Source organism: Achromobacter pulmonis (assembly GCF_021733725.1).
GTDB lineage: Bacteria > Pseudomonadota > Gammaproteobacteria > Burkholderiales > Burkholderiaceae_B > Achromobacter > Achromobacter pulmonis.
The window spans coordinates 4,980,694-5,002,269 of record NZ_JAIFOT010000001.1 but is presented as its reverse complement, the minus strand read 5'-3'; the positions used below and the strand labels follow the sequence as shown (position 1 = coordinate 5,002,269).

General features: G+C 67.1%; 22 protein-coding genes. 1 reads left to right on the top strand and 21 read right to left on the bottom strand.

What is annotated here, in order from left to right:
- Nucleotides 1–44: 44 nt before the first annotated feature.
- The 5 genes from K2W61_RS23040 to K2W61_RS23020 form a co-directional block, all read right to left on the bottom strand.
- Nucleotides 45–776: a helix-turn-helix domain-containing protein gene (locus K2W61_RS23040; protein ID WP_236756650.1), complete on the bottom strand. Its 732-nt coding sequence runs from the start codon at nucleotides 774–776 to the stop codon at nucleotides 45–47.
- 172 nt (nucleotides 777–948) lie between these two features.
- Nucleotides 949–1,602 carry a response regulator gene (locus K2W61_RS23035; protein WP_175139928.1) on the bottom strand — a complete coding sequence of 218 codons (654 nt, stop codon included), beginning with the start codon at nucleotides 1,600–1,602 and terminating at the stop codon, nucleotides 949–951.
- Entirely contained in the window at nucleotides 1,599–2,687 is a 1,089-nt protein-coding gene (locus K2W61_RS23030; protein ID WP_175139927.1) for a PAS domain-containing sensor histidine kinase, read from the bottom strand. The genes K2W61_RS23035 and K2W61_RS23030 overlap by 4 nt, the downstream gene beginning before the upstream one ends.
- Before the next feature lie 146 nt (nucleotides 2,688–2,833).
- Nucleotides 2,834–3,355, bottom strand: coding sequence for a flavodoxin family protein (locus K2W61_RS23025; RefSeq protein WP_236756649.1), 522 nt, complete (start codon nucleotides 3,353–3,355; stop codon nucleotides 2,834–2,836).
- The gene (locus K2W61_RS23020) at nucleotides 3,352–3,819 is read right to left on the bottom strand and encodes a CBS domain-containing protein (RefSeq protein WP_236756648.1); all 468 of its coding nucleotides are present in this window, start codon (nucleotides 3,817–3,819) and stop codon (nucleotides 3,352–3,354) included. The genes K2W61_RS23025 and K2W61_RS23020 overlap by 4 nt, the downstream gene beginning before the upstream one ends.
- A 184-nt stretch (nucleotides 3,820–4,003) precedes the next feature.
- Between K2W61_RS23020 and K2W61_RS23015 the strand changes: the two genes are divergently transcribed.
- The gene (locus K2W61_RS23015; RefSeq protein WP_236756647.1) at nucleotides 4,004–5,377 is read left to right on the top strand and encodes an MBL fold metallo-hydrolase RNA specificity domain-containing protein; all 1,374 of its coding nucleotides are present in this window, start codon (nucleotides 4,004–4,006) and stop codon (nucleotides 5,375–5,377) included.
- Here K2W61_RS23015 and K2W61_RS23010 read toward each other — a convergent pair whose 3' ends face one another.
- From K2W61_RS23010 to K2W61_RS22940, 16 genes are all read right to left on the bottom strand, one after another.
- The gene (locus K2W61_RS23010; RefSeq protein WP_175139923.1) at nucleotides 5,378–5,836 is read right to left on the bottom strand and encodes a universal stress protein; all 459 of its coding nucleotides are present in this window, start codon (nucleotides 5,834–5,836) and stop codon (nucleotides 5,378–5,380) included.
- Between the two features lie 69 nt (nucleotides 5,837–5,905).
- Nucleotides 5,906–8,299: a phosphoketolase family protein gene (locus K2W61_RS23005; RefSeq protein ID WP_236756646.1), complete on the bottom strand. Its 2,394-nt coding sequence runs from the start codon at nucleotides 8,297–8,299 to the stop codon at nucleotides 5,906–5,908.
- Complete coding sequence (locus tag K2W61_RS23000; RefSeq protein ID WP_236756645.1) at nucleotides 8,296–9,087, bottom strand: L,D-transpeptidase; 792 nt, start codon at nucleotides 9,085–9,087, stop codon at nucleotides 8,296–8,298. The genes K2W61_RS23005 and K2W61_RS23000 overlap by 4 nt, the downstream gene beginning before the upstream one ends.
- A 173-nt stretch (nucleotides 9,088–9,260) precedes the next feature.
- The gene (locus K2W61_RS22995; RefSeq protein ID WP_175139920.1) at nucleotides 9,261–9,686 is read right to left on the bottom strand and encodes a universal stress protein; all 426 of its coding nucleotides are present in this window, start codon (nucleotides 9,684–9,686) and stop codon (nucleotides 9,261–9,263) included.
- A gap of 160 nt (nucleotides 9,687–9,846) precedes the next feature.
- Complete coding sequence (locus K2W61_RS27915) at nucleotides 9,847–10,146, bottom strand: DUF6587 family protein (RefSeq protein ID WP_419761616.1); 300 nt, start codon at nucleotides 10,144–10,146, stop codon at nucleotides 9,847–9,849.
- A complete protein-coding gene (gene feoB, locus K2W61_RS22990) occupies nucleotides 10,146–11,969 on the bottom strand; it encodes a ferrous iron transporter B (protein ID WP_236756644.1) in 1,824 nt (607 codons plus the stop codon). Before feoB ends, K2W61_RS27915 begins: the two co-directional genes overlap by 1 nt.
- Nucleotides 11,962–12,225: a FeoA family protein gene (locus K2W61_RS22985; RefSeq protein WP_236756643.1), complete on the bottom strand. Its 264-nt coding sequence runs from the start codon at nucleotides 12,223–12,225 to the stop codon at nucleotides 11,962–11,964. Before K2W61_RS22985 ends, feoB begins: the two co-directional genes overlap by 8 nt.
- A 131-nt stretch (nucleotides 12,226–12,356) precedes the next feature.
- Nucleotides 12,357–13,142 carry a helix-turn-helix domain-containing protein gene (locus tag K2W61_RS22980; RefSeq protein ID WP_175139917.1) on the bottom strand — a complete coding sequence of 262 codons (786 nt, stop codon included), beginning with the start codon at nucleotides 13,140–13,142 and terminating at the stop codon, nucleotides 12,357–12,359.
- Between the two features lie 231 nt (nucleotides 13,143–13,373).
- Nucleotides 13,374–13,775, bottom strand: coding sequence for a DUF2946 domain-containing protein (locus K2W61_RS22975; protein ID WP_236756642.1), 402 nt, complete (start codon nucleotides 13,773–13,775; stop codon nucleotides 13,374–13,376).
- A 54-nt stretch (nucleotides 13,776–13,829) separates the two neighbouring features.
- A complete protein-coding gene (locus K2W61_RS22970) occupies nucleotides 13,830–15,146 on the bottom strand; it encodes a DUF2254 domain-containing protein (RefSeq protein WP_236756641.1) in 1,317 nt (438 codons plus the stop codon).
- Between the two features lie 126 nt (nucleotides 15,147–15,272).
- Nucleotides 15,273–15,995 carry an ABC transporter ATP-binding protein gene (locus K2W61_RS22965; RefSeq protein WP_175132092.1) on the bottom strand — a complete coding sequence of 241 codons (723 nt, stop codon included), beginning with the start codon at nucleotides 15,993–15,995 and terminating at the stop codon, nucleotides 15,273–15,275.
- On the bottom strand, nucleotides 15,992–16,726 hold the full coding sequence (locus tag K2W61_RS22960) for an ABC transporter ATP-binding protein (RefSeq protein WP_175132091.1): 735 nt from the start codon (nucleotides 16,724–16,726) through the stop codon (nucleotides 15,992–15,994). Before K2W61_RS22960 ends, K2W61_RS22965 begins: the two co-directional genes overlap by 4 nt.
- The gene (locus tag K2W61_RS22955; RefSeq protein WP_175132090.1) at nucleotides 16,723–17,670 is read right to left on the bottom strand and encodes a branched-chain amino acid ABC transporter permease; all 948 of its coding nucleotides are present in this window, start codon (nucleotides 17,668–17,670) and stop codon (nucleotides 16,723–16,725) included. Before K2W61_RS22955 ends, K2W61_RS22960 begins: the two co-directional genes overlap by 4 nt.
- Complete coding sequence (locus K2W61_RS22950) at nucleotides 17,667–18,530, bottom strand: branched-chain amino acid ABC transporter permease (protein ID WP_175132089.1); 864 nt, start codon at nucleotides 18,528–18,530, stop codon at nucleotides 17,667–17,669. Before K2W61_RS22950 ends, K2W61_RS22955 begins: the two co-directional genes overlap by 4 nt.
- 49 nt (nucleotides 18,531–18,579) lie before the next feature.
- Entirely contained in the window at nucleotides 18,580–19,788 is a 1,209-nt protein-coding gene (locus K2W61_RS22945) for an amino acid ABC transporter substrate-binding protein (protein WP_236756640.1), read from the bottom strand.
- A 205-nt stretch (nucleotides 19,789–19,993) separates the two neighbouring features.
- A complete protein-coding gene (locus tag K2W61_RS22940) occupies nucleotides 19,994–21,373 on the bottom strand; it encodes an NAD-dependent succinate-semialdehyde dehydrogenase (RefSeq protein ID WP_175132087.1) in 1,380 nt (459 codons plus the stop codon).
- Nucleotides 21,374–21,576 lie beyond the last annotated feature (203 nt).

Here is a 21,576-nt window from a genome sequence, read left to right as displayed (position 1 = left end):
TTGACCAAACGCAATCATGCCGGCGGGGCGCCGCGGGGGCCAGATCAGCCGCAGCTCATGCGGCGCAGGGCTTCGACGTCCAGGATCTCCAGGTGACGCTTGCTGACGTGGAGCAGGGAGGCGCTTTGCAGGCGCGAGAAGACGCGGCACACGGTTTCGATTTTCATGCCCAGGTGGTTGGCGATATCTTCGCGTGTCATCTTCAATACGAACTTGCGCGGCGAATAGCCATGCGCGGCCATCTGCTCGGAGGTGTCGACCAGGAAGCTGGCAAGACGCTCGTCGGTCGTCATGCGGCCCAACGTCAACAACAGGCGCTGGCACTGATTCATATCGTGCGCGATCAGGCGATGGAACTGCCGTCCCACATCGGCATCGCGCTCGCAGTTGGCCTCCAGTTCACGGTAGGGCAGGGCGCAGGTGACCGAATCCTCCAGCGCGATGGCATCGCAGGTATGGATGCCGGTTTCGATGGCGTCCAGGCCCAGCAGCGAGCCGGCCACGGGAAACGCGGTGATCTGTTCGAGTCCGGACGTGTTGGTGACACGGATCTTCATGGAGCCGGCGCGCAGCAGATACAGATTGTGCAGCGCATCCCCCGCACGATAGAGCGCTTCACCCCGGCGCACGCTGCGCCGGCTGCGCGCGGCTGGCGCCAGGCATGCTTCTTCGCTCGGCGCGCGGCACAGCCGGGCCATGACGCAGGACATGCAGTCGCCGGCCGGCGACTGGCGGGACGGCAGGGGAGTCGGCAGCGGGAACAAAGTCGTATCCATGGTTGCACCTCTTTGGCAGGCAGACATCCATTCAGGGAGGCCGGCGCGCAACCGGCACGCATACGCTAGTCAGTATGGACGGCCGCCGGAGGCGGCGCTATCGGCGCTACGCGCCGCTTTTTATGTGAACTGGCCTACAGATGTAGGAATATTCCTACATCAGACCGACGTTTCAGCCGCCAGGGCTGTCCTCGTCGTCGATCAAGCGATGCTTGAGCGCATAGCGCACCAGATCGGTCTGGTTGCGCAAGCGCATCTTCACCAGGATCCGGCTCTTGTAGGTGCTGACCGTCTTGACGCTCAGAAACAGCAGCCGACCGATATCGGCATTGTTCAGGCCACGGGCGAGGTGACGGAAGACCGCCGCTTCCCGATCGGACAGCAGCAGATGTGGCTGCTGGTCGCCGTCGCCATGCCGCTCGAAGGCGATGTTCTCGGCCACCGAGGGGCTCAGGTAGCGGCCGCCCGCAGCCACCCGACGCACCGCCTGCACCAGTTCCGTGGCGGCGCTGTCCTTGGTCAGGTAGCCGGCCGCGCCGGCCTTGATCGCCTGGACCGCATACTGGGGCTCGCCGTGCATGGTCAGCACCAGGATCGGCGCGGCGGGGTAGTCGCGCCGTATCTGGCGGATCAGATCGATGCCGTCATGGCCGGGCATCGACAGGTCCAGCACCAGCAGGTCCCACGGCCGCTCGGCCAGCAGCCGCAGCGCTTCGGTGCCATTGTTGGCCTGCCCCAGCACCGAGATGCCGCCGGCCGATTCGAGCAGGCGGCACAGCCCTTCACGCACCAGGGTATGGTCGTCCGCCAGCATGACGGCAATCATGGCGCCTCCCACGGCGGCTGGGCCGGCTGCGCCGGCAGCGTGGCCTTCAGGCGAAAACCTCCTTGCTTGCGGGTAGTGATGCTGACCTCGCCGTTGAGCAGCCGCACGCGTTCGCGGATGCCTTGCAGCCCGAGCGAGAAAGGCACCTTGCGGGTCAGGCTCTCCGGCGAGGCGCCGATCCCATTGTCCTGCACGATCAGACAGCACTCGGTGGCGCTGCACGTGAGCTGAACCTGCGCCTGGCTGGCCTGCGCGTGCCTGGCGATGTTGGTCAGCGCTTCCTGGACCACGCGGAACAGGGTGGTCGCCGCCAGCTTGGATGGTTCGTCGGGGCCGACATCGATGCGCGCGTCGGTCTGAATGCCATAACGGGACACGAAATTCGACACCAGCCATTCGATCGCCGCGGCCAGCCCGAGATCGTCCAGCATGACGGGCCGCAGGTCGGCGGCGATGCGCCGCAGCGACGTGAAGGTGAGCTTGATGAGGCGGCGCATGGCCTCGACGCGTTCATGCGCATCGCGCTCGTGCGGCGGCAGGCACGAGGCCAGTTGCGACAGTTCCATGGTCAGCGCCGTCAGGCCCTGGCCGAGATCGTCGTGCAGTTCCCGCGCGATGTGCTTCTTTTCCTGCTCGCGCACGTGCAGCAGGGCGTTGGACAGCCGCGTCAGCTCGTCGCGCGAGGCCAGCAGGGCCTGTTCCACGCGTTGCCGTTCGGTGATGTCGCGCAGGAAGATGGACAGGAACACGCCGGCCGCGCCGCGGGTCTGGGAAATCGAGGCTTCCATGGGAAATTCCTCGCCGTTGGCGCGCAGCCCCCACAGCGGCGCGCCCAGGCCCATCTTGCGTTCGGAAATGCCGGTTTGCTGGAAGCGCTCCACATGCCTGGCATGGACGGCGCGAAAGCGTGCCGGGATCAGGATATCCAGCGGGGCGCCGACGGCCTGGCCGGCTTCGCGCAGGAACACGCGCTCTGCCGCCGGGTTGAACATCACGATGCGCTGGCGCGCGTCAACCGTGATGATCGGTTCCGTAGCGGACTGGATGATATCGAGAAGCGGAGGCGTGTTGGCCGGTGGCTCCATGGGCAGATGGGATGTGCACGTACCGAACTCGCAGAAGATTTCAAACCATTGCAGCACAGTTTGCCAACCTGCGCCATAGTCGGGATGCACGGGGCCAGATGGGCTAGACGCTGGCCTATCCCCTTTTTTCGGTCGTCGCGCGATGCTCAGTCGACGGCGGGCAGCACCGGGTCGTCCCAGTCGCCGGCGCCGCCGAACGCCTGCAATTGCGCCTTGAAACGGCACAGCGAGGCGTCGCTTTCGCCCGCCAGCACGTCGAACTGCTTGAGCAGCAGGATCGAGCGCGGCTTGGCCCCAACTGTGCTGGCCATGTCGTCGACGGCGCGAAAGCCGCCATAGCCCGACATCACGCAGACCGCCGAGTATGTCTTTATCCACTGGCGCTCATTGAGCAGGAAGGCGCGCATGGGCGCGGCCAGCGCGCGCAGCCAGACCGGCGCGACCAGCACCACGTGGTCATAGGCATCGAGGGCCGGCCCGTCATAGCGGTACGCCGGGGTGCGCTTGAGCAGGATATCGGCGATGCAGCGCAGGTCCCCGCGCAAGCCGACCCGAGGCTGGCGATCGCGGATCTCATGGACCGGCCAGTGGGTCATGGCGGCCAGGCGCTCGGCTACCGCGCGGGCGGTGCCGCTGCGGGAATAGAAAACAATGCCGATGCGGGTCATGATGCCTCCGTGCGCGAGGATGGGGCGGACTCTTCCTGGGCCAGCAGGGCGCGCAGAATGTCGCGCCGGCTGACCACGCCGACCAACTTGCCCTCCCGGGTGACGGGCACGCGCTTGATGGCATGCTTGAGCAGCAGGTCGGCAATCCGCGACAACGGCGCGGACTCCTCGACCGTGATGACGGGGCTGCTCATGACGCTGGCGGCGGAGCGTTCGCTCAGTTGCAGGCTGTGCAGGAATTCCAGGTTCAGGGCTTCGCCCTCGGCCAATAGTGCCAGCCAATGGTCGAGCTTCTTCTGATGGGCGGAGTCCTGCCGGCGCACCAGGTCGCCTTCGCTGACCAGGCCGATCAGCGTGCCGTCGTCGCCCAGGACCATGACGGCGCTGATTTCCCGCTCGACCATCGCACGCATGATGTGCGAGACGGGCGTTCTGGCATTGACGCAATATGGGTTCGGAGTCATGAGTTCGCTCGCGCGCATGCTGTTCTCCAGGGAAAAAGGCGTTACGCTGGCTGGCGCATTGCCTTGTTTCCATCATGAGCCGGCCGCTGCGTGCGGTCTTGATCTAGGTCAAGCCGCGCACTGAGCGTCGTTTGCCGCGCGCCCGCGTCGTGCGATGCTGGCGGCGCATCCGCAAGGAGGAACCATGTCGAACCGTCCGCTGCTGCGTTTCCTGGGAGCCGCCGGCACCGTTACCGGCTCGCGCCATTTGCTGGAAATCGAGGGCCGGCGGGTCCTGCTCGATTGCGGCCTGTTCCAGGGCGTCAAGACCCTGCGCCTGCGCAACTGGGCGCCTTTTCCGGTGGCGCCCGCCGAGATCGACGCGGTATTGCTATCCCATGCGCACCTGGACCATTCCGGCTATCTGCCGCGGCTGGTGCGTGACGGCTTTCGCGGCCCGGTCCATTGCTCGTTCGCCACGCTCGACCTGTGCCGCCTGTTATTGCTCGACAGCGCCCATCTGCAGGAAGCCGACGCCGACTACCTGAACCGGCACCACCTTTCCAGCCACCAGCCGGCGCTGCCCCTTTATACGGTGGCGGACGCCCAGCGCGCGATCGCGGCGTTGCGCCCGGTCGATATCGACACTGCGATCGACCTGCCCGGCGGCTGCAGGGCCTGGTTGCGCCGCGCCGGCCATATCCTGGGCGCCGCCATCGTCGAACTGGAGTATCCGGGCGGCCGGCTGGTGTTCAGCGGCGACCTGGGGCGCTATGACGATCCGCTCATGCCTGCGCCACGGCCCGTGGCGCAGGCCGACTACCTGGTGGTCGAATCCACCTACGGTAACCGCGCGCACAGCAAGCAAGGCGTGCTGGATGCCCTGGAGGCCATCATCACGCGCACCGTGAGGCGGGGCGGGACGTTGGTGATTCCCTCGTTCGCGGTGGGACGGGCGCAGGCGCTGCTGTTCTATCTATGGCAGCTCAAGCAGGCAGGGCGCATCCCGCGCGACCTGCCGGTATTCCTGGACAGTCCGATGGCCAGCGGCGCGGTGGACGTCTACCTGCGGCACCTGGCCGACCAGCGGCTGACGCGGGCCGAGGCGCGTGCGGCCTTCAGCGTGGCGACCTATGTGACCGAGGTAGAACAGTCCAAGGCGCTCGATACCTCGCCGATGCCGAAGATCATCGTGTCGGCCAGTGGCATGGCCACCGGCGGCCGCGTGATCCACCATCTGAAGCACTACCTGCCCGATCCGCGCCACACGGTGCTGTTCGCGGGTTTCCAGGCCATGGGCACACGCGGCGCGGCCATGCTGGATGGCGCGGCGTCGGTCAAGATCCATGGCCGCTATATCCCGGTGCGCGCCGAGATCGATAACCTGGCCATGCTGTCGGCGCATGCCGATGCCGATGAAATCCTGCGCTGGCTGGGCGGATTCGAGCGGCCGCCCCGCGAGACTTTCATCGTCCATGGCGAACCCGGCGCGGCCGACGCGCTGCGCCTGCGCATCAAGGACGAGTTGGGCTGGCGCTGCCGCGCGGTGGAGCAGAACGACAGTGTGACGCTGGCCTGACTACGGCGCGCCCTGCGGACCATGCACCAGCAGCACCGGAATCGCGGCGCTGCGCAGCACTTCCTCGGCGCTGCTGCCCAGCATCAGGCGCCGCACGCCGCGGCGGCCATGGGTGCCGATGACGATCAGGTCCGCCTTCCATTCCTCCGCCTCGGCCAGCACGCGCTGCGCCACGGTCTTGTCCAGGCTTTCGTACAGCACGCTGTCGGCCTTGATTTCTTGCTCCCGGGCGGTCGCCAGGGCCGTCTGCAGGATTTCAGTGCCGTTCTGGCGCAACATGTCGAGCAACGGGCCCGCGTCGTGGCCGCCAGGCTGCAAGGCCATGGCGAACGACAGTTCGTCGATGACGTGGATCAGACGCAGGCTGGCATGGGTGAGGCGCGCCAGCTGGCAAGCCTCTTTCAGGCCGAGCGCCGAGGTGGCGCTGCCGTCAACGGGCACGAGAATGCGCTGGTACACGGCGGGTCTCCCTCAATAGGCGAAATACAGACAGTATCGATCCGCGTCCGCCGCGGCCATTGACCGGCGTCAATCGCCGCGCGCGCCAGGCGCGGGCCATCTGCCGTTGCGGATCTCCTCGCTGTCGATGCCTTCGGCGCGGGCATGGGCAACCTGCTGGTCGCGCCGCGCCAGCAATTGCGCGCGGGCGGCGGCGCCACTGGTGTGTAGCCGGGGCACGCGCGCCAGCACGTCGATCGCCAGGGTGTAGCGGTCAATGCCATTGAGCACGGCCAGTTCGAAGGGCGTATTGACGTCGCCCTGTTCGCGGTAGCCATGCACGTGGAAATTTCCATGATTGCGGCGCCGGTAACACAACCGGTGGATCAGCGCCGGATAGCCATGGAAATTGAAGATCACGGGCTTGTCGAGCGTGAACAGGCGGTCGAACGCCTCATCGGACAGGCCATGCGGATGCACCGCTTGGGGCACCAGGGTGAACAGGTCGACCACGTTGACGAAGCGGATCTTCAGGCCGCTGAACAAGGCCTTGAGCAACGCCACGGCGGCCAGTGCCTCGCCGGTGGGCACATCGCCGGCACAGGCGATCACCACGTCCGGCTCGTGCTCGGTATGGGTACCGGCCCAGTCCCAGGCGCCGATTCCCGCCTCGCAGTGGCGGGTGGCCTCGTCCGCGGCCAGGTAGACCGGGTGAGGCTGCTTGTCCGCCACGATCACGTTGACGTAGCCGGTCGAAGCCAGGCAATGCTCCGCCACGCGCAAGAGGCAGTTGGCGTCCGGCGGCAGGTAGATGCACACCACGTCCGGATGCTTGTTGGCGGCCACATCCAGGAACCCCGGGTCCTGGTGACTGAAGCCATTGTGGTCCTGGCGCCAGACCACCGATGTCAGCAGCAGGTTCAGCGCCGGCACCGGCGCGCGCCAGGGCACCTGGTGACGCGCCTTGTCCAGCCATTTGGCGTGCTGGTTGAACATCGAGTCGATGACGTGCGCGAAAGCCTCGTAGGTGGCCAGCAGGCCGTGCCGGCCGGTCAGCGTGTAGCCCTCCAGCCAACCCTGCAGCGTGTGTTCGCTCAGGATCTCCATGACGCGCCCGTCGGGCGACAGATTGCCTCCGTCCGCGTCACTGTCCAGGCGCTGCGCCATCCAGGTCTTGCCGCTGGCCTCGTAGACTGCCTCCAGGCGGTTGCTGGCGGTTTCGTCCGGCCCGAACAGGCGGAAGCGGTCGGGATTGGCCCGCATCACGTCGCGCAGGTACTCGCCCAACCGCTGCGTGGGCGAGGCGTCGACGCCGCCAGGCGTGGCCACGGCCTGGGTGTAGGCGGCAACCGGCGGCAGTTCGAGCGCGCGCCGCAGCAATCCGCCGTTGGCGTGGGGGTTGGCGCTGATGCGGCGGTCTCCGCTTGGCGCCAACTGGCGCAGGTCGGCGACTAGCCGGCCGGCCGTGTCGAAGCAGGCCTCGGGCCGATAGCCGCGCATCCAGGTTTCCAGGGCGCGCAGCGCATCGGGCCGGCTCGCGGGGTCGGGTAGGGGAACCTGGTGCGCTCGCCACGAGTTCTCCACCGCGTGGCCGTCGAAGTGGCGCGGTCCGGTCCAGCCTTTCGGGGTGCGCAGCACGATCATCGGCCAGCGGATATGGGTGTTGGCGCAGCCGCAGCCGCCGCCGCGCGCCCGCGCCTGGATCGCGCGGATTTCCGCCAGGCATTGGCCCAGCGCGCGCGCCATTTTCCGGTGCATGGCGGGCGGGTCGTCGCCTTCCACGAAGCAGGGGCGATAGCCATAGCCTTCGAACAGCGCCCGCAGCTCGGCATGGGAGATGCGAGCCAGCAGCGAGGGGTTGGCGATCTTGTAGCCATTCAGGTGCAGGATGGGCAGCACGGCGCCATCGCGTCCCGGGTTCACAAATCTGGCCGACTGCCACGAGGCGGCCAGCGGCCCGGTCTCCGCCTCGCCGTCCCCGACCATCGCGGCGACGATCAGCGCCGGGTTATCGAACGCGGCCCCGAAGGCATGCGAAAGGCTATAGCCGAGTTCGCCGCCTTCATGGATCGATCCCGGCACATGCGGCGAGCAGTGCGAACCAATGCCGCCCGGCGCGGAGAACCGCTGGAACAGGCGCAGCATGCCCACTTCGTCCTGCGAGCAGTCGGGATAGCGTTCGGAATAGTGTCCGTCGAGATAGGCGTGGGCCAGCACGGCGGCCGCGCCATGGCCGGGGCCGCATACATACATCAGGTCGAGATCATGTTCGCGGATGAGGCGGTTGAGGTGGGTCAGCGTGAAGGTCTGGCCGGGGCAGGTGCCCCAATGCCCCAATATGCGGCGCTTGATTTGATCCGGCGCCAGGGGCCGGCGCAGCAGGGGGTTGTCGCGCAGATACAGCATCCCCGCGCACAGGTAGTTGCTGGCCTGCCAATAGGCGTGCAGGCGGTCGACCTCGGCACTGGAGGGCACGGACGTCATGGTTTTCCTTGCTCGGGCTTGGCCGGCGCCGCCCACGGTGGACGGTTGGCGCGGACGGTATCGACGATGATCAGGTAGCGGCCGGCGCCGGCCACCGGCGTGCGGTCGCGCAGCAGCACCCAGGGCGGCGTCACCAGCGCCGCCGCCAGTTCGTAATCGGCATCCAGCAGGCCCAGCCGGTCGATCAGCCGGTTGAGCGTTGCCGGGATGCGGATGCAGCCCTTCGATTGCGCGGTGCCCAGGCGTTGCTCCAGCCGGTACGGATCGGTTGCATGCATCTGCAGCCGCATGGTGGCGGGCGCGTGGTTGCCCCATCCCTTGTTCGCGGTCTGCCAGCCGAAATCGTAGACCCGCATGCCCTTGATGCCATAGCCCAGGATGCCGTTCGCGTTGCGGGTGCCCTCGGCGCGGAAGTCGGGGTTGGCCAACGAGTGGGTGAAGACACCAATGGGCGTTTCAAAATGATCGAACTGGCCGACGCGGCCGGTCGATACCGGCGCGGCGCCCAGGAAAACCGGCGGCTGGGACAGCCAGTACAGCAGCGCTGCCTGGACGTTGACATCGCGGTCCACCACCAGGACGAACTGCGGGCCGAGCGGCGTGATGCCGGCCGCGCGCAGCGCCTCCACCGCCAGTGCGCCATAGCGCGCCTGTTCCTCGGCGGGCGGAGCCAGCACCGGCGAGACCTCCGCGCTGAACGCCCGCGCCACGTCCTGGGGGGCCGGCTGTGCCTGTGCCGGCTGGCCGGCAGCCAAGGGCAGCAGGCCGGCCAGGGCGATGCGGCACAAGAACCCGCGCCAGGCAGGCAAGGCCGGGCGGGCGGGGCAGGGGCGGGGTACCGCGACCGGCGGTAAGGCGCCGGCGCCGCGCGGCCGGTACCGCATTGGGCAAAGACGCAACGGGAACATGGAGCCTCCATGGCGCCGCGCAGGTTTCGGTCCGGCCACGCGGGCGCCGTCCGCTAGTTCACCATGACGATGGGCACGTGCACTGTATGCAGCAACTTCAATGCCACCGAGCCCAGCATCAGGCTGCCGGCGGCGCCCAATCCGCGCGATCCCATCACGATATGGTCGCATTGGTGCTCGGCGGCGTAGGCCTGTATGGTCTCGGCAATCTGGCCGACCCTGAGATTGGACTGGTACATGATGCCCGCCTTGTCCAGCGCCGCCCGGGCGTCGGCAAGCGCCGTCCTGGCTTCGTCTTCGTAATACTGCTGGATCATGTCGCTCGACACGAAGGCCAGTACCGCGCCCGAGACGATGGGCAGTTGCACGTTCAACAGATGCAGGTTGCACGGCCCGTGTTCGCGGATATGCTCGATCATATAGCGCACGGCGCGCAGGGCATTGGCCGATCCATCGACGGGGATGAGTACGTTTTTCATGGAACCTCCAGGCGGGGAAGGGCGTTGCGGGAATGCCGCATGCCTCATCATCGCGCCGCCGCCGCCGCCGCGCTTGACCGCGGTCAAGCCGGCGCGATTTATTTCCCGCCTCCGGGTGACCCGCGCATCCCGGTGAGCGCCCGCCGCCGGACCGGCGCAGCTAGTCTTGGCGCCGGCTACGTGGCGGCTGGATGGACACGCGGGCCGTGCCCGGCGCCGGCCCCGAGCAGCCCGCACATCCGCGGCCTTGCCCGCAAGCCCGCGGACGCGTCACCGCAAGGCGTCCGCCAAGACGGCGCAGTGGCGTGGGCAGGCGCCGCTGCATCAGGCCCCGCGCCGCCCACTTGCGCAGCCAGGCCCGCAGCCTTGGCGACAGGTGCGCGGCCGTGGCGAGCGCGCTGCCCGCCACGGCCAGGGTCACGAGCGCGTATTGCCACGCCTGGCCAGGGGCAGCGGGCATCACAGCAGCCACCCGGCGAGACGATATGTGGCGAAGGTGGCGAAATACGCCAGCGCGAACATATAGCCGAACGACAGGATCACATTGCGCCAATCGCCGGTTTCGCGCTTGATGACGGCCAGGGTCGACATGCACTGCGGCGCGAACGCGAACCACACCATCAGCGACAAGGCGCTGGCGACCGGAAAATTGCCGGCCAGCATATGACCCAGCGCGGCATCCTGCCCGTCGGCCACGCTGTAGATCGTGGCCAGCGTGGCGACCGCCGATTCGCGCGCGGCGAAGGCCGGGATCAGCGCCAGCGTGATCTGCCAGTTGAAGCCCAGCGGCGCGAACAGGGGCTGCATCCACTGGCCCAGGGTGCTGGCGAAGCTGTATTCGATGGCCGGCCCGGCGGCGTCGGCCGGGGCCGCCGGAAAATGGGCGATGAACCACATCAACACGGTCAGCGCCAGCATGGCGCCGGTCAGCTTCTTCAGGAATATCCAGATCCGCTCCCAGAGGCCGATGGCGATATCGCGCCACTTGGGCAGGCGGTAGGCGGGCAATTCCATCAGCAGGGCCGCCGCCGCCGCGGCCGGCCGCAGGCGCTTGGCGCAATAGGCAACGCCGAGCGCGGCCACAACGCCGCCCGCATACAGCGCGAACAGCACCGTGCCCTGCAGGTTGAACACGCCCAGCACCGGCACATCGGGGATGAAGCCGCCGATCAGCAGGGCATACACAGGCAGGCGGGCCGAGCAGGTCATGAGCGGCGCCACCAGGATCGTGACCAGGCGGTCACGCCGGTCGGGGATGCTGCGGCTGCCGATGATGCTGGGAATGGCGCAGGCGAAACTGGAGAGCAGGGGGATGAACGCACGGCCGGTCAGGCCCACCGCCACCATGGCGCGATCGAGCAGAAACGCGGCGCGCGGCAGGTAGCCGGATTCCTCCAGCATCAGGATGAACAGGAACAGCACCAGGATTTGCGGCAGGAACCCCAATACCGTGCCCAGCCCGCCGAACAGGCCTTCGAGCAGCAGGCTCTTGAAAGGCCCGTCGGCCAGCCCCGCGGCGGCCCAGTTGCCCAGGGCGGCGATGCCGTCGGCGATGGCGTCGGTGAGCGGCTTGCCAATCGCATACACCGCCTGGAACGTCAGGAACATGACCAGCGCCAGGATCAACGGCCCGAAGACGGGATGCAGGGTCCAGCGGTCGATGTGGTCATCGCGGGCGGTGGCGGTATCCGGCATGTGCACCGTGTCCGCCAGGATCCGGCGCAGCTCGGTCTGGGGATCGGCCACGGGGTGCAGGGGGGACTGTGGCGGGAGCGGCGCGTCCAAGTGCGCCAGCAGCGCCCCGGCCCCCCCGCGCCGCACCGCGACAGTCTCGATGACCGGCGCGCCCAGGCACCGTGACAGCGCCGGCACGTCGATGTCGATGCCACGGCGGCGCGCCTCGTCCGCCATGTTCAGGGCCACCACCATCGGCAGGTCCAGGCGCCGCATTTCCAACAACAGCCGCAGGTGCAGGCGCAGATTGGTGGCATCGATCACCATCACCACCAGGTCCGGCCGGACTTCGCGGGGATGGCGGCCGAGCAGCACGTCCTGGGTGACCTGCTCGTCGGCACTGGCGGCCGTCAGGCTGTAGGTGCCGGGCAGATCCAGGATGCGCGCGCGCCGGCCGGCGGGCGTGGTGAAGAATCCTTCCTTGCGGTCGACGGTGACGCCGGCGTAGTTCGCGACTTTCTGGCGGCCGCCAGTCAGTTGGTTGAAGAGCGCGGTCTTGCCGGCATTGGGATTGCCCACCAGCACCAGTCGCAGCGCGGCATCAGTCATGCGTCACCTCGCGTGTGACCATCACCCGCGCCGCTTCGTCGCGCCGCAGCGCGAACCGGGTCGTACCGATCGCCACCAGCAGGGGCGAGCCGCCCAATGGCCCGCTTGCGGTGAGCCGCAGGGGCTCGCCCTTGACGAAGCCCAGTTCCCGCAGGCGGTCGGCAATGGGATCGTCGGCCCGGGCGGGCGCGATATGGTCGATGAAGGCGCGTTCCTGCAACGCGAGATCACAAAGACGGAGTAGAGGTTGAATCATAAGAAGAACCGAAGTGCCAATCATTCCAGAATATATGGGCCTGTGCCAAATTTGGCGGAACCGCGGCCCAGGACGAAAAAAGCAGCCATCCTGACGTTTGCGGCCCGGGCCGCGCGTCACGATGGCCGGCGTCAGCCGTCCAGGGAGCGGTGCGGCCGAGGCTGCAGACAGGCGCCGCCGGCCACGGCGCGCAGCGCTTGCCGGTCGGTGATCTCGACCTGCCTGGCATGGATGACCAGGCCGGTGTCGCGCGCGAGTTGCCCCAGCAGCCGGCTGACAGTGGCCAGCGTCATGCCCAGCAGGCTGCCGATGTCGCCGTAGGTCATGCGCAGGCAGAATCTGTCCGCGGCATAACCCAGGGCCGCGTAGCGGTCGGACAAATCCAATAGGAATGCGGCGAGGCGTTGCTCGGCGCGCAAGCGGGCCAGCGCCATCAGGCGCTGCAGGCGCGCCAATTCGGCGCTCATGAGTCCGCGCACCAGCAGCGGCACCCGCGGGAACCGCAGCCCGAGCGCGTCGAGCGCTTCCAGCCGTATCACGCAGACCTCGGTGTTCTCCAGCGCCAGCGCCGTCGTCGCATGCCGCCGGTCGAACAGTCCGGAAAAGTCCAGCAGATCGCCGGGAATATGGAAGCCCGCCACCTGATCCGGATTGCCGCAGGCCCGCCATTGGGTTTTCAGGCTGCCCACACGCACTGCGAAGACCGCGTCGTGGCTGGCGCCTTGCTCAAACAGCACGTCGCCGCGTTTCAGGCGGATACGGGTATCGATGGCGTCGCCCAGGCAGGCGGTTTCGGCCTCACTCAGATGGCGCGGCAGGCAGGCCGCGCGCAGGCGGCAATCGCGGCACGGCGTGGCGGTGGGCCGATAGGGAAGGGAGGCGGCGTCTTGCGCCGCCAGAAAAAAGGTCGTTGTCATGGTCTGCGGGCTCGCGGAAACGGCGGAAATCACGGCCCGGGGCGGGGCCGCGCGCGGCATGGTCGAGAGGCGGAAACGGCGACCGCGGCCGGCATCGCGCCCGGCATGCCACGGCCGCCGGGCGAGGGCGGGCGGACACGCAAGCGGCCCCGTTGATACGGGTGCCGGGATTCGGGTATCGATGCGAGCCAGCGCCGGCGCGCCCGGGCGGGCGTGCCGTGCGGGCGGCGATCAGCCGCGCAGGATGGGCGGGGCGCGCGGCCCCAGCGGCGGCCCTTGGGCCGGCAGCGGGGGCAGGGCCTGCCGGGACGTGACCGCCGGCGCCGGCGTGGCCGCCAGCCGCAGCGGCGCCATGGCGAGCGCGGGCAGCGGCAGCGCCGGGACCAGATGCGTCAGCAGGCCAAAGGGACAATCCAGGCCGGTGGCGGCCTGGTGGCCGGGCTGCGAGGTGTCGGGGTGTTCACCAGCCAGGGACACGATGACGGTCGAGACCGTACCGGCGGCGGTGCAAAGGGTCAGGGTGACCCGGCCTTGTCCCAGCGCGCCCGTGTCGGGCATATAGCCAGGGGGAACGAGCCCGCGCAGGACCAGCGCCACCAACAGCGCCCACAGCACGCGATAAGCGTGCGGCATGCGGAGCGCGAGGGAAGGGCCCGGGTGAACACTGGTAGCCATGGCGCGATTATTCTAAGGCATGCGCGCATCCGCCACGATGTCCCGCAGCAATTGTTTGTCGGCGTCCATCGTCATGGCCTGTTCCGCGCGCTGCAAGGCCAGCTGCGATTGATAGGCGGCGGCTTGCCGGAAGGCGTGATCGCCGGTGTGCCGCAACGCGCGCAGCGCCTTCTGCAGGCGCGATTGCACTTCGATCTGTGCCGCGCCATCGCGCGCCACCAGCCGGAAAGCGTCGTCGAACAGGTCCTCCGACCGGATCGGTACCACATGGATCCGGGGGAATTTAGGGGACTGGCCGGAATCGCCGCGCGCTCCCTCGGCCCATAGCGCGAGCAGGCGGGCGCAGCGGCCGATAACGTCGATCGCCGTGCCAGAGTCGTTCACGGCGGGCGACAGCGCCCGGATCGCGATCTCGCTGAGCACCACGATGCCAAAGCGCGGATCCTGGTCGTAGCTGCGGCGCGTGCCGACACTGAAGGCCTGCCGGATCCGCTCGGCGCGCGCCGCCGCGTCCGCCTCGGGATCGCTCTGCGCTTCGGTCCGCGTCTCGGTGCCAGTCGCGGCGTCCGGCGCGCCGAGCCAGGCCAGCACGGTATCCGGATAGACAAAGGTGCCAGGAATCGCGGGCACATGGAGCGGCCGGCCCGCGCGCTCGCCCTCGTCCTGCAGCGCCGCCATGTCGATGAACTGCACGTAGCCGGTCGTGCCCGCGCGCACCGCTTCGGCCCCTTGGGGCGCCGCGCGGCCGGCGCCGCGCAATTCGCGACCGCCGAGAAAGGGTTCGTCGAGCCGCGCCTCGATCGCCGCGCGCGTGGCGCGCTCGACCCGGTCGGTGGTCTCGCCGACGCGTCCGAGCAGCATCAGGTGGTTGATCCAGCGCAACAACGCGATGACGATCAGCACAATGATGCCGACGGTCACCACGAACAGCACCAGCCGGCCACGCGGCCCGTAGGCGCCAGTCTTGAGCACCACGAGCGCGACCATGCTGAAGAGGAACGAACCGATGAACGTGGACAGCACGTTCTGCGTGATGCCGTCCTGGATCAGCAGAACCGTCGCGCGCGGCGTGACGGTGTTGGTAGCCGCGCCGAACGCCGAAGTCATGATGCTCAGGGAGAAGGTCGTCACCGCCAGCATGCTCGACGCGATGATCGACAGGATGCTGTCGACCGCTTCGGCGCTGATGCTGCCCGGCAAGTCCCATGGCAGGTAGCGCTCGGCCAGGGTCGCGGCCATCGCCGCCAGGATGCCGAGCGCGCCGATCAGTGTCGCGCGCACCCACAGCTTGCGCGTGAATTGCAGAAGTAGCCATCGCCAACGCGCCACGCCTGTCCCCTTGCAAAGACCCTAGTGTAACGGTACATGATGTTTCTCCAGAAGCGTGCGGGGATTCGCTCGCGGAGAAGGCAGGCTGGGCGCCGGGAAGCGCGTCGAGGAACCCGGATGCCGTACTCAAATTCCCAAGTACGCCTGCCGGACCCTTGGATCGTCCAGCAGCGCTCGCGCGGGGCCACTATGCACGATGCGGCCCGTTTCCATGACATAGCCGCGATGGGCCGCCGATAGCGCCAGATGAATATCCTGTTCGACCAGCAGGACCGTGACGCCTTCGCGCACGATGTCCGCCAGCACGCCCATCAACTGCTCGACCACCACCGGAGCCAGGCCCAGGCTCATTTCGTCGATCATCATGAGCGTCGGCGCGGCCATTAACGCGCGTGCCATGGCGCACATCTGCTGCTCGCCGCCCGACATGCTGCCGGCGAGTTGCCGGCGCCTTTCCGACAGGCGTGGGAAAAAGCCATAGATTTTGTCCAGGTCGCGCGCGATGGCCGCCTTATCGGCGCGCCGGTAGGCGCCCATCAGCAGATTGTCCTGCACCGTCATGCGATCGAACAGTTGCCGCCCTTCGGGTACCTGAACCATGCCGCGGGCGAAGGCCTCGTCCGGCGTGGGCCGGGACAACGCGCGGCCTTCCATCAGGATGCTGCCCGTGCTGGGCAACACGCACGACAGGGCGCGCAGCAGGGTGGTCTTGCCCGCGCCGTTGCTGCCGACCAGCGCGACCAGTTCCGCGCGCTGTATTTCAAGGGAGATATCGTGCAGCACCGGCAGCTCGCCATAGCCAGCGCTCAGGCCCTCGACCTTCAACACGGGGACGTCGGCGGTCTTCATGCGCGCTGCTTGCCCAAATAGGCCTGCACCACCTCGGCGTTCGCCAGCACCTCGTCCGGCGGGCCGTCGGCGATCTTTTCCCCGTGGTGCAGTACCAGGAGCCGGTCCGACAGACTCTTGATGGCCTTGATGACATGCTCGATGACCAGCACGCTGATGCCGGTATCACGCACCTTGCGGATGATCTCGATGACTTCGTCGATCTCGACCAGGTTCAGTCCCGCCATGACCTCGTCGCATAGCAGCACCTTGGGCTGCATGGCCAGGGCCTTGGCCAGTTCCAGGCGCTTGCGATCCGGGCCGCCCAGTTCGTCGGCGCGTTGGCCGGCGGCGCGCCCCAGCCCGACGAAATCCAGGCAGGTCCGGGCCTGCTCGCGCGCCAGGGCCAGCTTGGGTTGGCCGCCACCGCGGCCGAAAAGCGCGCCAACCGCCACGTTATCCAGCACCGACAGGCCAGGGAAGGGCCGCATGATCTGGAAGGTACGGCCAATGCCCAAGCGGGCGCGCCGGTAGGCCGGCAGTTGGTTGATCAGCTTGCCTTGGTACAGGATCTCGCCCTGGCTGGGCGCCAGCGTACCGCTGATCAGACTGACCAGGGTCGTCTTGCCGGCGCCGTTGGGGCCGATCAAACCCAGGATTTCACCCTCGCCCAGCGTGAAGCTGACCTGGTCCACGGCCACCAGCCCTGCGAAGCGCCGCGTCATATTGCGGATGTCGAGGATGGCGGTCATAGCCTGTGCGCCCGGATGTTCTCGACGAAATAGCGCCAGCCCGACTTGCGCAGGCGGCGCCGCAGGTCGGCCAGCCCACGCGGCATCAGCACCACCGCGGCGACGATGACCACGCCGAAAAACAGGCCGGCGGCGCTGGTGATTTCACTGGAAAGGAGTTCCGACACCGCCGACAGCGAAAAGGCCCCCACCACCGGGCCCAGAATGGTGCCCGCGCCGCCGAACACGGCCATGATGATCATCTTGACGTTCAGGCTGATGTCGAAGGCGCTTTCCGGATCGAGGAAAGTGATCCAGTAGGCGTGGATGCCGCCGGCCAGCGCGCTGAACACGCCCGACAAGGCGAAGGCCGCCACCTTGTACAGAGTGGTGTTCACACCCATGACGGCCGCGCCTTCCTCGTTTTCGCGGATCGCGATCAGGCCAAACCCGAACCTGCTGCGAGTCAGGGCGGCGATAGTCAAGGTCGCCAGCACCAGCAGCCCCAGAGCCAACTCATAGAACATGGGATCGTTATTGAGCGGCGGCAGCACCAGGCCGATATTCTGGCCGGCCAGCTTGATGTTGGAGACGATGGCCGTCATGACCTGCGCTAGCGCCAGGGTGGCGATCGCGAAGTAATGGCCGCGCAGCCGCAGCACGGGCAGACCCAGCAGCACGGCAAACGCCAGCGCCAGAGCGACCCCGAGAGCCAGGCCAACCGGGAAGGGCAGGTCCCACTGCACCATGGCGATGGCCACGCCGTAGCTGCCCAGCCCGTAAAAGACAGAATTTCCGAAGGATGCATAGCCGGCGTAACCGCCAATGATGTTCCACCCCTGGGCCAGCACCGCCAGCAGCAGCGTGTTGATGCCGAACTGCACAAGCACGTCCGAGCCGTACCACGGCACGCCGGCCAGCGCGGCCACCGCCAGCAGCAGCAGGATCGCGCGCAGCGTCTTCATGCCGCCTTTCCCAGCAGGCCGCTGGGCCGCAGCAGCAGCACCAGCACCAAGGTGCCGAAGCTGGCGACGTCGGCGAACGTCGGACCCACGTAGAGCGTGGTGAGCGATTCAACGATGCCCAGGAACAGCCCGCCGACCATCACGCCGAGCGGATTGTCCAGGCCGCCGATAATGGCAATGGCGAAGCACTTCGCCGTCAGCGTGGCGCCGATGTAGGGGTTGATCTGCGACACCGTGCCGTACAGTCCGCCCGCGGCGCCGGCCAGCGCCAACCCCAGGCCGAAGGTCACGGCGTAAAGATGGCGCGGTTCCACGCCATAGAGGCGCGCCGCCACCAGATTCTGGGCGGTGGCCCGAATGGCGCGACCCAGACGGCTATGCAGCAAGAACAGCCACATGCCCAGGGTCAACGCCAGCGCCACCCCAAAGGCGGCCAGCCGCGCCACGGGCAGCGTCACCGGGCCGAGCGAATAACTGTTGCCTGCGTAGGGCGGATTGATGGTGCGGAAGTCGGCGGAAAACACCCATTGCGCCAGGTAGGTCAACACAACTTCCAGGCCAAAAGTGATGAGCAGCGTGTTGAACATCGGCGAGCGCACCACCAGGTTCAGCAGACCGCGCTGCAGCGCATAGCCCAGTGCGAACATGGCCGCAGCGGTAAGCGGCAGGCCCAGGAACGGGTCCACGCCCAGGTCGGTGTACAGATACCAGGACGCATAGGCGCCCAGCATGATGAACGCGCCATGCGCCAGGTTGACGATATTGAGCACGCCCCAGACCAGCGCTAGGCCTTGCGCCATCACGGCGTACAGGCCGCCGAGCAAGATGCCGTTGGCGAGGATTTGCGCCAGCAGGTCCATCGCGTAGAGGTCCGAGAAAGAGTGGGGCGCTTGTCAGCCTGAACGGGGCCTAGCGCGCGTTCCAGGCCGGCATGGGGTACTTCGGCTGGGTGATGAAGCCCTTGGCCCCATATACCTCCGCCAGCTTGTCGCCCTGCACCTGTATCACGACCTGCGGCAGGTCAATCTGTCCCTGCGCATTGAAGGCTATGGGGCCGTAAAGGCTGTCGAATCTGGTCTTGGCCAAGGCGTCGCGCACTTTTTGCGGCGCCGTGGTGCCCGCGGTTTCCATGGCGTGAACCAGCGCTTCGACATCGGCCACGCCGGATGCCGCGTGATAGTCCGGGTCATAGCCGTACTTTGCCTTGTAAGCCTGGGCAAACTGCTGCGCATCGCCAAACCAGCGGTCCTTCAGCGCCGCCGAAGGCAACCATGCGGTCATGCCGAAAGCATAGTCGGCATCGCTGCCCAGCGCCTTGCGGAAATCCTCTGACGGCACGCCAACGGTGAACGAGTACATCTTGGGCGCAACCGCAAGGCTCTTGGCCTGGCGCACGAAGTTCAATATCTCGGTCTCGTGGCCGGCCACCAGCACGGCGTCCACGTTCTTGCTCTTGATCTGTGACAACAGTGAATTGAAATCGGTGGCATTGGTGCTGTAGCGCTCGTCCATCGCGATCGGCAGTCCCGCCGACTTCAGCAGCGGGCGGGTGCCGTCGGCGACGGACACGTCAAACGCATCGTCCGCGTACAACAGCGCCACGCTGGCTGGCGCGGGCTTGAGCGCCTTGAGCATTTGCACGGTGGTGCCGAAATAGTTACTGGCCGGGGCCAGCGTGCCGAATATGTACTTGAATTTACGCGAGAAGATCTGGTCGGATGCGCCGCCGCCCTCGACCATGGGCACCTTGTACTTTTCCGATACGGCGGAATCGGCCAGCGCGAAATTGCTGGCGAAGGGGCCGAGCAGCAGGTTTGCCTTGTCCTGGGTGATCAGCTGGGTGTACTGGCGCACACTGAGATTGACGTCCGACTGGTTGTCGTAGATCTTGAGCGCCAATTTATGGGGTACGCCGCCGATCTTCACGCCGCCGGCGGCGTTTATCTTGTCCACCGCGATCTGATAGGCATCGCGGTAGTAGCGCCCGGTATTGGCGACGGGGCCTGTCAGCTGAATTGAGGCGCCCAGCACGACTTCCGGCGCATCCGCCGCTGCCGAAGTGCCTGCATACAGGACGAACGCCAAGGCGGGCAGGGCATGCAATAGTCTCCGAGACATGATGGTGTCTCCTTTTGGATTTTATGCGGCCCATTCTCGACCCATACGTTGACGTTGACCTGAAGCTTGGCGCCGCGAATTCGCGATGATCATGGACGGGTGGGCCGCAGCGCCTGGCCAGCCCGCATGCGTTACTTTACATAATATACATTATGCGTATTTCGCACAGCCCAGTGCCATATCCCGTGCCAGGCCCGCCCGCCGCTCATTGATCCAGCCCGGCCAGCAGCACGTATTTGACCTCGACATACTCCTCGATGCCGTAATGGCTGCCTTCGCGGCCGTAGCCCGAATGCTTGACGCCGCCGAACGGCACCGATGCCGTCCCCACGGAACCCGAATTCAGGATCACCATGCCTGCCTCGATATGGCGCGACAGGCGCAACGCACGGCCCAGGTCGCGCGTGAAGGCATAGGCCACCAGCCCGTACTCGGACTGGTTGGCGCGGCGCACCACCTCGTCTTCGGTGTCGAAGCGGTAAATCGCGAACACCGGCCCGAAAATCTCGGTGTGGGCGATATCCATGCCGTCATCCAGGCCGGCCAGCACGGTCGGCTCGTAGAACAGGCCGCCTCTGGCGTGGCGCTTGCCGCCCAGCACGATGCGTCCGCCACGGCGCGTCGCGTCATCCACCAGCGCCGCCACCTTGTCGATGCCGGCCTGATTGATGAGCGGCCCCACCACGAATCCCTCGCGCAGGCCCTGGTCGACTGGGATCGCGGCCACCTTCGCGGCCAGGGCTGCGACAAAGCGGTCATGGATCGCCGCGTGCACGTAGATGCGGTTGGGCGAGATGCATACCTGGCCCGAGTTGCGCAGCTTGGCCATCACCAACTGGGTGGCGGTCTTGTCGACGTCGGCATCGTCGAACACGATGAACGGCGCGTTGCCTCCCAGTTCCAGCGTCATTTTCTTCAGGTCGTTGCCGCAGGCGGCGGCCAGCAGCTTGCCCACGGCGGTTGACCCGGTGAACGACAGCTTGCGGATACGCGGGTCGCCGGTGAACAGTTCGCCGATCGCGCGCGGGTCGCCGGTCACCATCTCGAACACGCCGGGCCCAATGCCGGCCTGGCGCGCATAGTCGAGCATCCGGTAAGCCGTGAGCGGAGTCAGTTCCGACGGCTTGATGATCATGGTGCAGCCGGCCGCCAGGGCCGTGGCAACCTTGCGGGCGATCATCATGAACGGGAAGTTCCAGGGCGTAATGGCGGCGGTCGGGCCGGCCGGCGCCTTGAATACCAGCACTTCGGCATGCTCGGCGTGCGACGGGATGATGTCGCCGTAGATGCGCTTGCCCTCTTCCGCGTACCACTCGATAAAGCCCAGGCCGTAATCGATCTCGCCCAGCGCTTCGGCCAGGCACTTGCCGTTCTCCCGAACCATCAGTTCCGCGAACACATGCCGATCGGCGCGCATCCGTTCGAACCAGCCGCGCAGCAGCTCGGCGCGTTCACGCGCCAGCTTGCCCGACCAGCCGGGAAAGGCGGCGCAGGTGCGGTCGATGGCAGCCCGGACTTCGGCAACGCCCAGTTCGGGCGCCTGGCCGACGCGGGAGCCGTCGGCGGGGTTGAATACGTCAATCATGATGGCGGTGTTTCCTATGCAGTGGGTGACTGCCGGATCGCGGCTTCTGGCGCGCGAGCCGGGCCCTGACGGCCCTGCCCGGCCACCATGCCCTTTTTTGGGGGGACTGGTGCGGTACCGGCATGGATTGCATAATAGGATTCTCGTGAATGCCAAACCATGGCATGGAATCTATTTTCATTGCCTGAATCTATTGAAATGAC

Coding starts and splice junctions, on each gene's coding strand:
- K2W61_RS22975 (WP_236756642.1), bottom strand. CDS start 13,775: ATGCCGCACGCTTATCGCGTGCTGTGGGCGCTGTTGGTGGCGCTGGTC.
- K2W61_RS23015 (WP_236756647.1), top strand. CDS start 4,004: ATGTCGAACCGTCCGCTGCTGCGTTTCCTGGGAGCCGCCGGCACCGTT.
- K2W61_RS23040 (WP_236756650.1), bottom strand. CDS start 776: ATGGATACGACTTTGTTCCCGCTGCCGACTCCCCTGCCGTCCCGCCAG.
- K2W61_RS23005 (WP_236756646.1), bottom strand. CDS start 8,299: ATGACGTCCGTGCCCTCCAGTGCCGAGGTCGACCGCCTGCACGCCTAT.
- K2W61_RS23020 (WP_236756648.1), bottom strand. CDS start 3,819: ATGACTCCGAACCCATATTGCGTCAATGCCAGAACGCCCGTCTCGCAC.
- K2W61_RS23035 (WP_175139928.1), bottom strand. CDS start 1,602: ATGATTGCCGTCATGCTGGCGGACGACCATACCCTGGTGCGTGAAGGG.
- K2W61_RS22980 (WP_175139917.1), bottom strand. CDS start 13,142: ATGACAACGACCTTTTTTCTGGCGGCGCAAGACGCCGCCTCCCTTCCC.
- K2W61_RS22950 (WP_175132089.1), bottom strand. CDS start 18,530: ATGGACCTGCTGGCGCAAATCCTCGCCAACGGCATCTTGCTCGGCGGC.
- K2W61_RS27915 (WP_419761616.1), bottom strand. CDS start 10,146: ATGCCCGCTGCCCCTGGCCAGGCGTGGCAATACGCGCTCGTGACCCTG.
- K2W61_RS23025 (WP_236756649.1), bottom strand. CDS start 3,355: ATGACCCGCATCGGCATTGTTTTCTATTCCCGCAGCGGCACCGCCCGC.
- feoB (WP_236756644.1), bottom strand. CDS start 11,969: ATGACTGATGCCGCGCTGCGACTGGTGCTGGTGGGCAATCCCAATGCC.
- K2W61_RS22945 (WP_236756640.1), bottom strand. CDS start 19,788: ATGTCTCGGAGACTATTGCATGCCCTGCCCGCCTTGGCGTTCGTCCTG.
- K2W61_RS23030 (WP_175139927.1), bottom strand. CDS start 2,687: ATGGAGCCACCGGCCAACACGCCTCCGCTTCTCGATATCATCCAGTCC.
- K2W61_RS22940 (WP_175132087.1), bottom strand. CDS start 21,373: ATGATTGACGTATTCAACCCCGCCGACGGCTCCCGCGTCGGCCAGGCG.
- K2W61_RS22965 (WP_175132092.1), bottom strand. CDS start 15,995: ATGAAGACCGCCGACGTCCCCGTGTTGAAGGTCGAGGGCCTGAGCGCT.
- K2W61_RS22995 (WP_175139920.1), bottom strand. CDS start 9,686: ATGAAAAACGTACTCATCCCCGTCGATGGATCGGCCAATGCCCTGCGC.
- K2W61_RS22955 (WP_175132090.1), bottom strand. CDS start 17,670: ATGAAGACGCTGCGCGCGATCCTGCTGCTGCTGGCGGTGGCCGCGCTG.
- K2W61_RS22960 (WP_175132091.1), bottom strand. CDS start 16,726: ATGACCGCCATCCTCGACATCCGCAATATGACGCGGCGCTTCGCAGGG.
- K2W61_RS22985 (WP_236756643.1), bottom strand. CDS start 12,225: ATGATTCAACCTCTACTCCGTCTTTGTGATCTCGCGTTGCAGGAACGC.